General features: G+C 60.7%; 8 protein-coding genes and 1 pseudogene. 3 read left to right on the top strand and 6 right to left on the bottom strand.

Annotated features, from left to right (window positions below):
* Position 1: 1 nt before the first annotated feature.
* The 3 genes from ACM561_RS08050 to ACM561_RS08040 all read right to left on the bottom strand — a co-directional run bounded on the left by ACM561_RS08050 (position 2) and on the right by ACM561_RS08040 (position 4,539).
* Complete coding sequence (locus ACM561_RS08050) at positions 2-1,231, bottom strand: GGDEF domain-containing protein (protein ID WP_425909292.1); 1,230 nt, start codon at positions 1,229-1,231, stop codon at positions 2-4.
* An 85-nt stretch (positions 1,232-1,316) separates the two neighbouring features.
* On the bottom strand, positions 1,317-2,819 hold the full coding sequence (locus ACM561_RS08045) for an AMP-binding protein (protein WP_425909291.1): 1,503 nt from the start codon (positions 2,817-2,819) through the stop codon (positions 1,317-1,319).
* Positions 2,820-2,823: 4 nt separating this feature from the next.
* On the bottom strand, positions 2,824-4,539 hold the full coding sequence (locus tag ACM561_RS08040) for an extracellular solute-binding protein (RefSeq protein ID WP_425909289.1): 1,716 nt from the start codon (positions 4,537-4,539) through the stop codon (positions 2,824-2,826).
* A gap of 530 nt (positions 4,540-5,069) precedes the next feature.
* Here ACM561_RS08040 and ACM561_RS08035 point away from each other — a divergent pair.
* A pseudogene (locus tag ACM561_RS08035) lies at positions 5,070-5,819 on the top strand (invasion associated locus B family protein); the annotation flags it as partial.
* Here ACM561_RS08035 and recG read toward each other — a convergent pair.
* Positions 5,733-7,832 (bottom strand): ATP-dependent DNA helicase RecG, encoded by a 2,100-nt coding sequence (gene recG, locus ACM561_RS08030; protein WP_425909296.1) that lies wholly within the window; start codon positions 7,830-7,832, stop codon positions 5,733-5,735. The pseudogene ACM561_RS08035 and the gene recG sit on opposite strands and share 87 nt — an antisense overlap.
* 158 nt (positions 7,833-7,990) lie before the next feature.
* Between recG and ACM561_RS08025 the strand changes: the two genes are divergently transcribed.
* Together ACM561_RS08025 and mfd are read left to right on the top strand one after the other, a co-directional pair.
* Positions 7,991-8,278: a succinate dehydrogenase assembly factor 2 gene (locus tag ACM561_RS08025; RefSeq protein WP_079446548.1), complete on the top strand. Its 288-nt coding sequence runs from the start codon at positions 7,991-7,993 to the stop codon at positions 8,276-8,278.
* Positions 8,275-11,799 (top strand): transcription-repair coupling factor, encoded by a 3,525-nt coding sequence (gene mfd, locus ACM561_RS08020; RefSeq protein ID WP_425909294.1) that lies wholly within the window; start codon positions 8,275-8,277, stop codon positions 11,797-11,799. Before ACM561_RS08025 ends, mfd begins: the two co-directional genes overlap by 4 nt.
* A 6-nt stretch (positions 11,800-11,805) precedes the next feature.
* Here the strand turns inward: mfd and ACM561_RS08015 are convergent, their stop codons facing one another.
* Both ACM561_RS08015 and ACM561_RS08010 read right to left on the bottom strand, forming a co-directional pair.
* Positions 11,806-13,035: a GGDEF domain-containing protein gene (locus tag ACM561_RS08015; RefSeq protein WP_425909292.1), complete on the bottom strand. Its 1,230-nt coding sequence runs from the start codon at positions 13,033-13,035 to the stop codon at positions 11,806-11,808.
* Positions 13,036-13,120: 85 nt separating this feature from the next.
* Positions 13,121-14,623, bottom strand: coding sequence for an AMP-binding protein (locus ACM561_RS08010; protein ID WP_425909291.1), 1,503 nt, complete (start codon positions 14,621-14,623; stop codon positions 13,121-13,123).
* Position 14,624: the final 1 nt, after the last annotated feature.

Raw genomic sequence — 14,624 nt, 5'->3', positions numbered from 1 at the left:
ATCATGACGCAGCACGCGCCTTCTCATTCAAGCGGCTGAGAAGCGACGCTACGGAGTCATCGGATCTTGATGCCGTCAGGGCGACCTGGGGATCGACCCGCATTGCTCGTTTAACACTGTGGGTCGTATGCTTCATCACGCTCGAAAGCCGTCGCGCGATCATCTGGGCGTTGCGCAAATCGGCGTCGGCGAAGACCACAACGATCGAGCCGTCGGTTTCGAGCGTACCGAAATCCATTCGCCGCATCAGCCGGCTCAGAATACGAGCTGCATCGAATAGTGAGCGTTCATGCTTCTGGCCAAGCGAGAAGCGGGCAACAGAGATGTTTGCCCCACTGGATCTGGTCTGATGGATTGCCGAGTTTAGTTCACGGTGGAAGGCATCCAGGGTCAGAAGGCCGGTTCGTGGGTCCAGGAGACCGCCCGCATCCATGGACCTTAGCGTACGACGGAGACGGGCTTCGAAAGCTTGTTGCCGAACCAACGGGAGAAATGTGCTTACGACGCGATAGGGCTCGCCTGACATCACTTCGAGATTGGGAAGATCATAGTTCGCCAACGAGCCGCCGGACGTAACCGCGATCGGCAAATTACGAAAGCGCGAGTCTTCAGCCAGTACAGTCAACAGCGCGTCAACCACACGCTGAGAGAACCCTTCGCTGATAATGATTCCGTCCAGATCGCGCGCGTTGAGGTGCTTCGCCGCTACCTCGATGCTGAGCGCCCCGACGACGCCGAGCCGTTCGCCAAAAGCAACCGATAGCGTGGGATAAGCGGCGCCGCGCCCAATCAGGAGAACGGTCGCATCCCCGATCGGGTTCGAATCCGGCAGGCGTGGGACCGCCGGATTACTCGCAAGCCGCCGAAGTACGGTCTTGTGAAGCGTTCGCACGCGTAGCGCCGCATTGAGACGCCTGTCGAACCGATCGATCCCTCCGTTTAGGAGCGAGAACGGAAGCGCGTTGTCCGGGCAGGGCATTTCGGGATCGGCGACGATCAGGGGAACGTAGGGCTGCATCGCAGCAAGCTGATCAGCAAGGCGATCCAATCCCCCGCCCGCGCCTTCGGTCGTGGGGACAAAGACGGCTGCAGGTTGAAGGAGTTCGATGCCCTCAGATGCTTCCGACCAATCGATGTCGATGACGGGAAAGATGCTCTGGCATGATGGGATGACTAGGGACGCTCGTCGCTCGCCGTGTGAGATAACGATGAGCGGGCCTTGCTGGGACATCTTTCACGACCCCGGATACGTACCAAGGCTTACGATCCTAGTTTGTTGCCCTTAATGCAGCGTCAATGAATGGTGCCGGATTCGATCAGTCGGTCACCCGACGATCGCGAAACGCTTCCACCATCAACGGGTTCAACCCCAGTTCAGTGAGCGCCTCGCGAGCGCGAGTATTGTCGCTGGCTCGCCCGGCAAGGCGATGGCCGCTCAGACGGTCGGGAAGCGCGGTCAGCATGGCGTTCGGTCCGAGCCGTCGTGCCCACTCCTGGAGATCCGGTGCAAGAAACCTGTAGCCACCTACGGCCATGACACCAGCGGGCGGGGCCGTGATGGCGATGGCGCCTGTGGCACGATCGATCCGTGCGGCATAACCTGTATCCACGAAGTCCGGTTGAGATAGCGACCCGAGGGTATCGGACGGCCGTTCCGACGGGGCGTAAGCCGCGATCGGAACCATCGGTCCCCGTAGCCCCAGCGTTCCGTTCGGAGTCAAAACGATTTCGCCGGCCGTCGATGATATGGGAACCTGAGGCGGCGCCCGGTAAGGACCGGGCATGATGGGGGCAGGGGAGCCATCCTCCGCCCGGCGAGCCGCGAAAAGACCCACCTCACCGAACAGGTAGACGTCCGTCATCTGACACCCGTTGTCGGGCCAGAGCGCACTCGACCCCACCTGTTCCGGAACTCGCCAGAGCCCCACAACATGACGCAGGCTCGGCATGGATGACAGAACGCCGGCTTCCGCCATCCGCAATGCCAGCGGAGCTGGCGCGACCAGCGTGTCGCAACGTTCGGTCTCGATCTGCTGCGCGAGAACATCCTCGTCGAAGGGATGATGCAGCGCCAGCGTGCCGCCGCTGAGCAGCCACATCACGAATGATGAAGTCAGTCCGGCGAACGACGACGGTGCGAGAGCCGAGAGAATTGTTGCGCTCTGGGGCAATTCACTCTCGAGAAACACGGCGAGCCCGGCGGCAATCAGGTTTACATGGGTTCGTGGCACCGCGAGAAAGCCTGAGCCCGAGGCCTCGAACGTCACCAGCGCGGCGCGGCGCGAATCCTGAACCGCGAGCCGCGAGTTGTCGATTTTCCTATCGACGGCAATATCCAGCGGAACCATTCCTTCCGGCAAATTGCTGCCGAAGCCGCAGACATGACGGACAGAAAAGACTTCCGCAGCCGCCTTCATCGCCAGATCGGCATGATCGACACCGTCGATATTGCCCATGGCGACGATCGCGCGCGCGCCCGTTCGGTTGATCGCAACAGTGAGTTCAGCCTGCCGCCAAAGCTGGGGCAATAACGCGACGATCAGACCGGCGCGATAGGCGGCAAGCACTGTCAGCACCAATTCGATGGTGTTCGGCAATTGTACTGCTATGACGGAATTGGCCGGCAAACCGGCGTCGATAAAGTGGGCCGCCAACGCCGATACGGCCCGATCTGCCTGGGCAAAGGTCAGACGCCGCGGCGGTTGTCCCGTAACCCGCAACTTGTCGGGCGGATCAATCAGCGCCGGCTGATCCGGCTGCCTGGCAAGGATACGGTCGAATAGTTCATCCAGCGTGGGCGATGGATTGTTCTGGAGCACGAGGTCACTTGCCCGGCTTCGGCGGCCTTCGCCACCATGTTTCAGGGAGATATCCAGTCAACGCGGTCGCTGCTGGTTGTTCTATCCGATTCCAGCGCGCGATCCATTGTTCTCGAACGTTATAGACCGGAATTGCATAAAATCCGGACATCAGGACCCGGTCGAGTGCGCGAACCGCATCGACGAAGTCGGGTCGCTGCCGGGCTTTGAGCATGGCTGCGATCATGGCATCGATCGCCGGGTTCTTCACGCCCATGTAATTTCGGGTACCCGGAGTGTCGGCGGCTTCGCTGCCCCAGTAGAAGGACTGCTCGTTGCCGGGCGACAGCGATTGATCCCAGCGATTCTGGATCATGTCAAAATCAAACCCGAGCCGCCGCTGATCGAACTGCACGCCATCGACTGAGCGCACGGACACGTCGATTCCGGCCCGCTTGAGATCACGCGCGTAAGTCAGCGCGATTCGCTCCTGATCGCGGGTGGTCACCAGGATTTCAAAGGCGAGAGGCACTTTGGTCGAGCGATGACGTAAAACCGTGCCGTCAAACTCATAACCCGCTTGCGACAGAAGGGCGAGGGCAGCCCGCAGGGCCTCGCGGTCCCGGCCCGAACCGTCGGTCATCGGAAGGCGGTAGCTGCCGTCGAGAATGTCGGGCTGCACGGCCGACGGAAACAGCTCCAGCAGCGACCGCTCTCCTTCGTCAGCAGCGCGTGCGTAGGCGGATAGCTCCGATCCTGCAAAGAAGCCGCCAGCGCGGCTGTAAAGTCCGAAAAAATAGTTTCGGTTGATCCACTCGAAATCGAATAGCAGCGTGAGCGCCTCGCGGACGCGAATATCGGAGAATATCGGCCGTCGCGTATTGAACACCAGATATTCCGAGGGCGCGGGCAGGCCGGTCTTGACGGCTTCGCGAACGAGCTGGCCATTGTCCGCAGCCGGAAAGTTGTACCCTTCGTGCCAGCGCAGCGGTTCAGTCTCAACACGAAAATCATACAAACCGCGCTTGAAGGCCTCGAACTGACTATTGGCTTCCCGATAAAAATCGAACCTGATCTCATCGAAATTCCACAGGCCGCGGTTGATCGGCAGGTCGCGCCCCCAGTAGTCCGGGTTGCGCGTCAGCGTAACACTGGCTCCAGGCTTGACTGAGGTCACGCGATACGGCCCGGACCCCAACGGGGGTGTCATCGAGGTCTGTTCGAAAGTAGCGGCATCGATGGCATGTTTCGGCAAAATAGGCATCAAGCCGAGGATCAGGGGCAGCTCGCGATCCACGGTTCCACCGAAATCGAAACGCACCGTGTGCTCATCGATCGCCTCTGCCGTTGCAACTTTCGAATAATACTGACGATGATTGGGGCGGCCCTTGTCCCGGAGGAGTTGCCAGGAAAAGAGCACGTCTTCGGCACGAACGGGTTGTTTGTCGTAAAAACGCGCCAGCGGGTTGAGGTGGAAGGTGGCGTAAGTTCGGGCATCGTCGGTTTCAATCCTGTCCGCCAGCAGGCCATAGAGCGTGAAAGGTTCGTCGTTGCCTCGGGCCATCAGGCTCTCGACCACGAACCCTCGAATTTGCTGAAGCGCGACGCCTTTGACGATGAAGGGATTGAGGCTATCGAAGCTACCGGGAACACTCTGAACCAGCTGGCCGCCCTTGGGAGCGTCTGGATTGGCATAGGGCATCTGGCTGAAATCAGGAGACAAGACCGGTTTGCCATGCATTGCGATGGCGTAGCCGGGATTCGCCGAAACTCCTTGGTATCCGGCAGCGAGCAGCCCGACTGCGAGCGCCAGACACACTCCTGTCCGGCCGCGGTAACGCGGTATCGATCGAAAACACCGGGTCCGTTTTGATTCGAACTTACGCACAGAAAATTTTATCACAACCGCCGCGACGCGGTTTGAAGGGATGTCAAAAAACGTATGTTGCCATTGATCTTTTTATGCGCCCTAGTATTGAAGGCTGGCAATTGTCCATGATAGTGCGAACCGTCACGTAACCGCCTCATTTCACTAAGAGACAGCCGCCGAATGGTCTGCACCGACGCCCGCCCTTCGGGGGCAGGTCTTAGTGGAGTGAATTCGGCATTTTCGTCAGCCGACCGCGTCGGGAACGCGAATGTCGAATTCGAAGCTCCACCAGCAATTGGGTTGCAAGCGGTCCTTCGATTCTAAACACTCGTAAGGCTCGCTGAAACGAAATGCGAATGATAGAATCGAGACCGCTGGCGTTCAGGAAAGGGTTTTCCGCAATGAATTTTCGTCTCTTGACCGCATCCGCTTTGCCTCGCGGACGGGCCTTTGCCTTGTTCGCCGCGGTGACGCTCGTAGCCGCTCCATTTGTGTCGGACGCCTTCGCTCAGCAAGCACCCGCCGTATCCAAAGGCAAACCGGCGGCCGCAAAGGGAGCACCAGCAACTCAGGCAGCGCCAGCAGCTCAGGCCGCGCCAGCGACTCAAGCAGCGCCAGCCGACCAGCAGGTGCAGCTGATCTATGCCCCCTGGACCAAGTTCTGCCTGAAGGGGAAGGACGAGAAGGCCAAGCAGGTGTGTTTCACCGGCAAGGATGGACGGATCGAATCCGGCCAACCTGTGATCGCAGCGGTCATCATTGAGCCTGAAGGCGAGCCGAAGAAGATTCTTCGCGTGACGCTGCCGCTCGGGATGCAGCTCGTCCACGGAACGCGGATCATTATCGACAGTAATCCGCCGCAGCAGAGCCCTTACGTGATCTGCTTCACCAACGGCTGCATGTCTGATTATGAACTGACAGCAGATATGCTCGGCCACATGAAGAAGGGCCAGAACCTGATTGTGCAGGCGATCAATTCCAACGGGGCTCCGCTGACGCTGCCGCTGCCGCTCGCTGAATTCGCGAAGGCCTATGACGGCCCGCCGACCGACCCCAAGGTGTTCTTAACCCGCGCCGAGCAGGGGCAGGGCTTCGTCACGCTCAAACAGATGCAGCAAGCATCGCAACGCTTCGCCGTGCGCGCCCGTGAGATTCGGATTTTGCTTCAGAATGCGCAGGGCTTCGTCGCGAGCCAACGTGATGAGTTGCGCGTGGACATCGGAGCGCGCGATGCGATAGCCGGGCAGGCCGCTTTGACGGGTTCCGAGTATGTCGCCTTCGCCACGCAGTTTCAGGTCCTCTTCGGCGATACGGAAGCCGTCTGTGGTTTCCCGGATCACCCGCAACCGGGCGGCGGACATTTCTCCTAGCGGCTCCCGGTAAAGCAGAAGGCAAGTCGAGGGTTCCGAACCGCGACCGATCCGTCCCCGCAATTGGTGCAGTTGCGCGAGACCGAAGCGTTCGGCGTTCTCGATGACCATGATGGTCGCCGCCGGCACGTCGACGCCAACCTCGACGACGGTTGTCGCGACCAGCAGATTGATTTCGGCTGCCGCGAATTGCGCCATCACGCGATCTTTCTCGAGGCCCCGCATCTTGCCATGGACAAGGCCGACCTTGTCGCCGAAGCGTGCCTTGAGGCTGTCGAAGCGCTGTTCCGCATCGGTCAGGTCGACGGTCTCGGATTCCTCGACCAACGGACAGATCCAGTAAACCAGCTTACCGGCCTTCACCGCGCGGCCGACGGCATCGATCACCTCGTCCAACCGGTTGTCGGGGACGGCGCGGGTATCGATCGGCTGCCGGCCAGCGGGTTTTTCGCGCAATTCAGAGACGTCCATGTCGCCGAAATAAGTGAGAACGAGCGTGCGCGGGATCGGCGTCGCACTCAGCACCAAAACATCCACGGCCTCGCCCTTAGCGGTTAGTGCGAGACGCTCGCGCACGCCGAAACGGTGCTGTTCGTCCACTACCGCAAGCGCTAGCGCCTTGAACGCGACGTCATCCTGAATCAGCGCGTGGGTGCCGACAAGCAGGTCGATGTCGCCATCGGCGAGGCGTGCCGTGATCTCGCGCCGTTCCTTGCCTTTCTCGCGGCCGGTCAGGATCGCAACGCGCAGGCCGGCCTGTTCAGCCAGCGGCGCGATGGTCTTGATATGCTGGCGGGCAAGGATCTCGGTCGGCGCCATCAAAGCCGTCTGCTTGCCGGCTTCGGCCACCGCCGCCGCAGCGAGCAGGGCGACAACCGTCTTGCCCGAACCGACATCTCCCTGAAGCAGCCGCAGCATCCGCACCGGCTGCCGCAGGTCGTCGCTGATCGCGGCAGCCGCCTGCTGTTGAGATGCGGTCAGGGCGTAGGGAAGCGCGTCGATGATCCTGTTGCGCAGGTGTCCGTCGCCGGCGTGTCGGCTTCCAGCCGGCCGGCGAAGCTGCGTTCGCACGAGCGCCAGCGCGAGTTGTCCGGCAAGCAGTTCGTCGAAGGCAAGGCGTGACCAGAACCGGCCTTCCGGCAGAATATCGGTCAATTCCAGCAGGACATGAACGCGATGGAGCGCTTCCTGAAGCGGCGGGAAGCTGCACCGGCGCAAAATGTCCGGACTGATCCATTCGGGCAAAACGGGGAGCTTTTGCAAGGCGCCCGCGATGGCGCGCCGCAAGGAGCCCAGCGCCAGACCCTCCGTGAGGGGATAGACGGGATCGATGCCTGAGAGCTTTGCCAGTCCCGCCTCATCGACCACACGATCGGGATGCACGATCTGAAGCGCACCGTCGAACGTCTGAATCGTGCCGGACACATAGCGCCTACTGCCTATGGGAAGCAGCTTTTCGACGTAGCCGGGCTGGGCGCGGAAGTAGGTTAGTACGACGTCTCCGGTCTCGTCGCTGGCATAGACCAGATGCGGCGCGCGCGAGCGCCCGGGCGGCGCGGGGCGATGCTGGTCGACGGTCACCTCCAGCGTTACGATAGTGCCGGGGACGGCGTCGCGAATCTTGGGCCGGGCTCTGCGATCGACGACGCTTGCAGGCAGATGAAACAGCAGATCGATCAGCCGCGGAGTTTCATCGCGTGCGAGCAGATACCGGAACAGCTTGTCCTGCTTCGGGCCGACGCCGGACAGGCTGGTCACCGGTACAAAGAGCGGATTGAGCAGCGCAGGGTGCATCAAGCGACTCGACGAAGTGAACTGGATCGATTGCAAGCCTTGAATGCAAATTTCTGATTATGCAATGCGCGAGACAGGTGCTGACATCCGTTATCGCGAAGGCTATATGGTGCCGGCCCGGCTCGTCCGGGCTTTTGGCGTTTGATTGGAATTGATGGATGACAGGATCGACACGATCAAGCCGTGGCCTAGATGACCGCCGAAAACGGCTGCTGTATCGCTGCTGGCATCGCGGGATGCGCGAGATGGATTTGATTCTTGGCCGATTCGTTGATGAGGAGATTGGTTCGTTGACGGACGCGGAGTTAAACGATCTCGAAAGCTTGATCGAGGTTCCGGACCCGGACCTTTACGCAGCACTCAGCGACGGCGCTCCGCTGGCTTCCGAGTATCGGACCGCGCTGTTTGATCGCATAAAGTCATTTCGGCCGGGACAGGCCGCATGAAAGCGACTCCCCGATCACCTGCGGACTCGCTGTCACAGGGCCGTCCACTGACGCTCGCAAATGTCGCGGAAGGCGCCGAAGGGCTTGTCGTCTCTGACCTCGCGCGAGCCATCAAGGCCAAGGCGGGGCGGCAGGTTTCGGCAGTCAGCCTGGCGGTGGTCTGCCGGGATGGCCCGCGGATGCAGCAGCTGGCGCGCGGGCTGGAGTTCTTCGCGCCTGATATTTCGGTCATGCAGTTTCCGGCGTGGGATTGCCAACCCTATGATCGAGTCTCGCCGCATGGAGGCGTACTTGCCCAGCGCCTGACAACGCTTGCGCGCTTGTCTCGTCTGACCGGCAGCGACGCGCCTCTGATCGTCCTCACGACGATCAACGCGATCCTGCAACGCGTGCCGGCGCGCGCGATCGTTGCGTCTCAGGCCCTGTCAGTCGCGCCTGGCCATGTGGTGCCGATGGATTCGATCGTCGCATGGCTTGAGCACAACGGCTACAATCGTTCCTCGACGGTTCGCGAACCCGGCGAATATGCCGTGCGCGGCGGCATCCTCGATCTGTTTCCTTCCAGTCTCGACCAGCCTGTCCGATTCGATTTCTTCGGCGACTCGCTGGAGTCGATCCGATCATTCGACCCGGAAACCCAGCGCACGCTGTTCGACGTACGCTCGCTCGATCTCGTCCCGATCTCCGAATTCCAGTTTGTCACCGAAACCATCCGGCGCTTCCGAATGGGATACGTCGCGGCTTTTGGCGCACCGGAACGCGATGACCTGTTGTATGAGGCTGTCAGCGAAGGGCGGCGATATCCAGGCATGGAGCACTGGCTGCCGCTGTTTCATGAACGCATGGATACGCTGTTCGATTATCTTGACGGCGCGGCCATCGTCATCGAGCCGCAGGGCGAAGACGCCGCAGGCGAGCGTTTCAAGCAGATCACCGATTACTTTGAAGCGCGCCGCGAGGCCCTTGAGCACGCCGGCGGCGGCGCGCCCTATAAGCCGCTTCCGCCTGATCGCCTTTATCTTATGCCAGATGAATGGACGAAACGGATCAATGAAGCGGCGCTGGTGCGACTGACGCCGTTCGCGATGCCTGACGAAGCTCTCAATGTCATCGATGCGGGCGCACGACAGGGGCGAGATTTCGCGCCAGAACGGGCCGACGCTGCCCTCAACGTTTTCGAGTCCGTCGTGTCCCATGTGCAGGCCTTGCAGGCCACGCGCAAGAAAGTCATCGTTTCGTTGTGGAGCGAGGGTTCGCGCGACCGCATGGCGAGCATGCTCAGGGATCACAAGCTGCTCAACCTGACGAGCATCAATGTCTGGCGCACGGTTCAGGCAACGCCACGCAATGAGATCATGCTGGCCGTCGTTGGAATAGAATCGGGATTTGAGACCGAATCTGTCGCGGTCATCAGCGAACAGGATATACTTGGCGATCGTCTGGTGCGGCCGCGCAAGGCCAGCCGCAAACTCGATAATTTCATCTCGGAAGTGACCAGCCTTGCGGCGAGCGATCTCGTTGTTCACGTCGAGCACGGTATCGGGCGTTTTGTCGGCCTGCAGACGCTGGAAGTCGGCGGCGCGCCGCACGATTGTCTGGAACTACGTTATGCCAATGAGACCAAACTATTCCTGCCGGTTGAGAACATTGAACTGTTATCGCGCTACGGCTCCGATCACGCCAATGTCGAACTTGATCGGCTCGGCGGCGGTGGGTGGCAGGCCCGCAAGGCCAAGCTGAAAAGCCGCATTCGTGAGATCGCAGGTGAATTGATCAGAATCGCCGCGGAGCGGCATTTGCGTGATGCGCCGAAGCTGCCGGTACAGTCCGGCCTCTACGATGAATTCTGTGCGCGCTTCCCCTACGATGAAACGGAGGATCAGCTCGGCGCCATCCAAGCGTCGCTGGAGGATCTCGAGAGCGGCAAGCCAATGGATCGGCTGGTGTGCGGTGATGTTGGCTTCGGCAAAACCGAAGTGGCCTTGCGGGCAGCTTTTGCTGTCGCACTGGACGGAAAGCAGGTCGCAATCGTTGTGCCGACAACGCTGCTTGCACGTCAACATGCGAAAACCTTCACCGAGCGGTTTCGCGGTTTCCCGGTCAATGTCGCGCAGGCATCGAGACTGGTGTCTCCGAAGGAGTTGACGCAGGTCAAGAAGGGGATGGCCGACGGCTCGGTGGATATCGTCGTCGGCACACATGCCTTACTTAGCAAATCCATCAAGTTCAGAGACCTGGGACTTCTGGTGGTCGACGAGGAGCAGCACTTCGGCGTCAGTCACAAGGAGCGGCTGAAGCAACTGCGGGCGCACGTCCACGTTCTGACGTTGAGCGCGACTCCGATTCCGCGCACGCTGCAACTGGCGCTGACCGGTGTGCGCGACCTCTCGATCATCGCTTCGCCGCCGGTCGATCGTCTCGCGGTCCGCACCTTCGTGGCGCCGCACGATCCTTTGATGATCCGCGAGGCTCTGCTGCGCGAACGCTATCGCGGCGGCCAGGCCTTCTATGTCGTACCGCGCGTTAGCGATCTGGCCGAGGTCAAGGACTTTCTCGACAAACACGTACCAGAAATGAAAGTTGCCGTCGCTCACGGCCAGATGCCGCCGACAGTGATCGAGGATATCATATCGGCCTTCTACGACGGCAAGTACGATGTCCTGCTCTCGACGACCATCGTGGAGTCCGGGCTCGACATTCCGACCGCCAACACTCTCATCGTGCATCGCGCCGACATGTTCGGGCTGGCACAGCTTTATCAGTTGCGCGGCCGGGTCGGCCGCTCGAAGCTGCGCGCCTATGCGCTGTTCACGCTGCCGTCGAAGCATAAGATCACGGCGCAGGCCGAGCGCAGGCTCAAGGTTTTGCAGTCGCTCGAAACTCTGGGGGCCGGGTTCCAGCTTGCGTCGCACGATCTCGACATTCGCGGCGCCGGCAATCTGCTCGGCGAGGAACAGTCGGGCCACATCAAGGAAGTCGGATTCGAGCTCTATCAATCGATGCTGGAGGAGGCGATCGAGAATCTCAAGACCGGCGTGACGGAACTCGCCGACGATCGCTGGTCCCCGCAGATCACCATCGGGATGCCGGTGTTGATCCCGGAAGACTACGTCGCTGATCTGGCAGTTCGGCTATCGTTGTACCGTCGGCTTGCCGACCTCGACACCGATGATGAAATCGATAACTTTGCCGCGGAGCTGCGCGACCGCTTTGGCCAATTGCCGGACGAAGTCCGTTACCTGTTCAAGGTCGCAGCGATCAAAGCCTATTGCCGCCGCGCCAATATCGAGAAGGTCGATGCGGGACCGAAAGGCGCGGTGATTTCTTTCCGGGACAACAAGTTCGCACAACCCGATCGGCTGGTTTATTTCATCCGTCAGCATGGACAGGCGGCAAAGGTTCGCCCCGACATGAAAGTCGTGTTCTTCCAGAACTGGGAAACTCCGGAGGAACGCCTGATGGGTACCACCGAAATCATGCGCCAGCTTGCCAATCTCGCGGAGGATCGCAAGGCGGCGTAACGGCTATCATGACGCAGCACGCGCCTTCTCATTCAAGCGGCTGAGAAGCGACGCTACGGAGTCATCGGATCTTGATGCCGTCAGGGCGACCTGGGGATCGACCCGCATTGCTCGTTTAACACTGTGGGTCGTATGCTTCATCACGCTCGAAAGCCGTCGCGCGATCATCTGGGCGTTGCGCAAATCGGCGTCGGCGAAGACCACAACGATCGAGCCGTCGGTTTCGAGCGTACCGAAATCCATTCGCCGCATCAGCCGGCTCAGAATACGAGCTGCATCGAATAGTGAGCGTTCATGCTTCTGGCCAAGCGAGAAGCGGGCAACAGAGATGTTTGCCCCACTGGATCTGGTCTGATGGATTGCCGAGTTTAGTTCACGGTGGAAGGCATCCAGGGTCAGAAGGCCGGTTCGTGGGTCCAGGAGACCGCCCGCATCCATGGACCTTAGCGTACGACGGAGACGGGCTTCGAAAGCTTGTTGCCGAACCAACGGGAGAAATGTGCTTACGACGCGATAGGGCTCGCCTGACATCACTTCGAGATTGGGAAGATCATAGTTCGCCAACGAGCCGCCGGACGTAACCGCGATCGGCAAATTACGAAAGCGCGAGTCTTCAGCCAGTACAGTCAACAGCGCGTCAACCACACGCTGAGAGAACCCTTCGCTGATAATGATTCCGTCCAGATCGCGCGCGTTGAGGTGCTTCGCCGCTACCTCGATGCTGAGCGCCCCGACGACGCCGAGCCGTTCGCCAAAAGCAACCGATAGCGTGGGATAAGCGGCGCCGCGCCCAATCAGGAGAACGGTCGCATCCCCGATCGGGTTCGAATCCGGCAGGCGTGGGACCGCCGGATTACTCGCAAGCCGCCGAAGTACGGTCTTGTGAAGCGTTCGCACGCGTAGCGCCGCATTGAGACGCCTGTCGAACCGATCGATCCCTCCGTTTAGGAGCGAGAACGGAAGCGCGTTGTCCGGGCAGGGCATTTCGGGATCGGCGACGATCAGGGGAACGTAGGGCTGCATCGCAGCAAGCTGATCAGCAAGGCGATCCAATCCCCCGCCCGCGCCTTCGGTCGTGGGGACAAAGACGGCTGCAGGTTGAAGGAGTTCGATGCCCTCAGATGCTTCCGACCAATCGATGTCGATGACGGGAAAGATGCTCTGGCATGATGGGATGACTAGGGACGCTCGTCGCTCGCCGTGTGAGATAACGATGAGCGGGCCTTGCTGGGACATCTTTCACGACCCCGGATACGTACCAAGGCTTACGATCCTAGTTTGTTGCCCTTAATGCAGCGTCAATGAATGGTGCCGGATTCGATCAGTCGGTCACCCGACGATCGCGAAACGCTTCCACCATCAACGGGTTCAACCCCAGTTCAGTGAGCGCCTCGCGAGCGCGAGTATTGTCGCTGGCTCGCCCGGCAAGGCGATGGCCGCTCAGACGGTCGGGAAGCGCGGTCAGCATGGCGTTCGGTCCGAGCCGTCGTGCCCACTCCTGGAGATCCGGTGCAAGAAACCTGTAGCCACCTACGGCCATGACACCAGCGGGCGGGGCCGTGATGGCGATGGCGCCTGTGGCACGATCGATCCGTGCGGCATAACCTGTATCCACGAAGTCCGGTTGAGATAGCGACCCGAGGGTATCGGACGGCCGTTCCGACGGGGCGTAAGCCGCGATCGGAACCATCGGTCCCCGTAGCCCCAGCGTTCCGTTCGGAGTCAAAACGATTTCGCCGGCCGTCGATGATATGGGAACCTGAGGCGGCGCCCGGTAAGGACCGGGCATGATGGGGGCAGGGGAGCCATCCTCCGCCCGGCGAGCCGCGAAAAGACCCACCTCACCGAACAGGTAGACGTCCGTCATCTGACACCCGTTGTCGGGCCAGAGCGCACTCGACCCCACCTGTTCCGGAACTCGCCAGAGCCCCACAACATGACGCAGGCTCGGCATGGATGACAGAACGCCGGCTTCCGCCATCCGCAATGCCAGCGGAGCTGGCGCGACCAGCGTGTCGCAACGTTCGGTCTCGATCTGCTGCGCGAGAACATCCTCGTCGAAGGGATGATGCAGCGCCAGCGTGCCGCCGCTGAGCAGCCACATCACGAATGATGAAGTCAGTCCGGCGAACGACGACGGTGCGAGAGCCGAGAGAATTGTTGCGCTCTGGGGCAATTCACTCTCGAGAAACACGGCGAGCCCGGCGGCAATCAGGTTTACATGGGTTCGTGGCACCGCGAGAAAGCCTGAGCCCGAGGCCTCGAACGTCACCAGCGCGGCGCGGCGCGAATCCTGAACCGCGAGCCGCGAGTTGTCGATTTTCCTATCGACGGCAATATCCAGCGGAACCATTCCTTCCGGCAAATTGCTGCCGAAGCCGCAGACATGACGGACAGAAAAGACTTCCGCAGCCGCCTTCATCGCCAGATCGGCATGATCGACACCGTCGATATTGCCCATGGCGACGATCGCGCGCGCGCCCGTTCGGTTGATCGCAACAGTGAGTTCAGCCTGCCGCCAAAGCTGGGGCAATAACGCGACGATCAGACCGGCGCGATAGGCGGCAAGCACTGTCAGCACCAATTCGATGGTGTTCGGCAATTGTACTGCTATGACGGAATTGGCCGGCAAACCGGCGTCGATAAAGTGGGCCGCCAACGCCGATACGGCCCGATCTGCCTGGGCAAAGGTCAGACGCCGCGGCGGTTGTCCCGTAACCCGCAACTTGTCGGGCGGATCAATCAGCGCCGGCTGATCCGGCTGCCTGGCAAGGATACGGTCGAATAGTTCATCCAGCGTGGGCGATGGATTGTTCTGGAGCACG

Origin of the sequence: Nitrobacter sp. TKz-YC02 (assembly GCF_049852135.1) — a bacterium.
GTDB classification, from domain to species: domain Bacteria; phylum Pseudomonadota; class Alphaproteobacteria; order Rhizobiales; family Xanthobacteraceae; genus Nitrobacter; species Nitrobacter vulgaris.
Note: the sequence above shows the minus strand (reverse complement) of the source record. Positions and strands in the feature narration are given on the sequence as shown.

Coding starts and splice junctions, on each gene's coding strand:
- ACM561_RS08050 (WP_425909292.1), bottom strand. CDS start 1,231: ATGTCCCAGCAAGGCCCGCTCATCGTTATCTCACACGGCGAGCGACGA.
- ACM561_RS08040 (WP_425909289.1), bottom strand. CDS start 4,539: ATGCATGGCAAACCGGTCTTGTCTCCTGATTTCAGCCAGATGCCCTAT.
- recG (WP_425909296.1), bottom strand. CDS start 7,832: ATGCACCCTGCGCTGCTCAATCCGCTCTTTGTACCGGTGACCAGCCTG.
- ACM561_RS08025 (WP_079446548.1), top strand. CDS start 7,991: ATGACAGGATCGACACGATCAAGCCGTGGCCTAGATGACCGCCGAAAA.
- mfd (WP_425909294.1), top strand. CDS start 8,275: ATGAAAGCGACTCCCCGATCACCTGCGGACTCGCTGTCACAGGGCCGT.
- ACM561_RS08015 (WP_425909292.1), bottom strand. CDS start 13,035: ATGTCCCAGCAAGGCCCGCTCATCGTTATCTCACACGGCGAGCGACGA.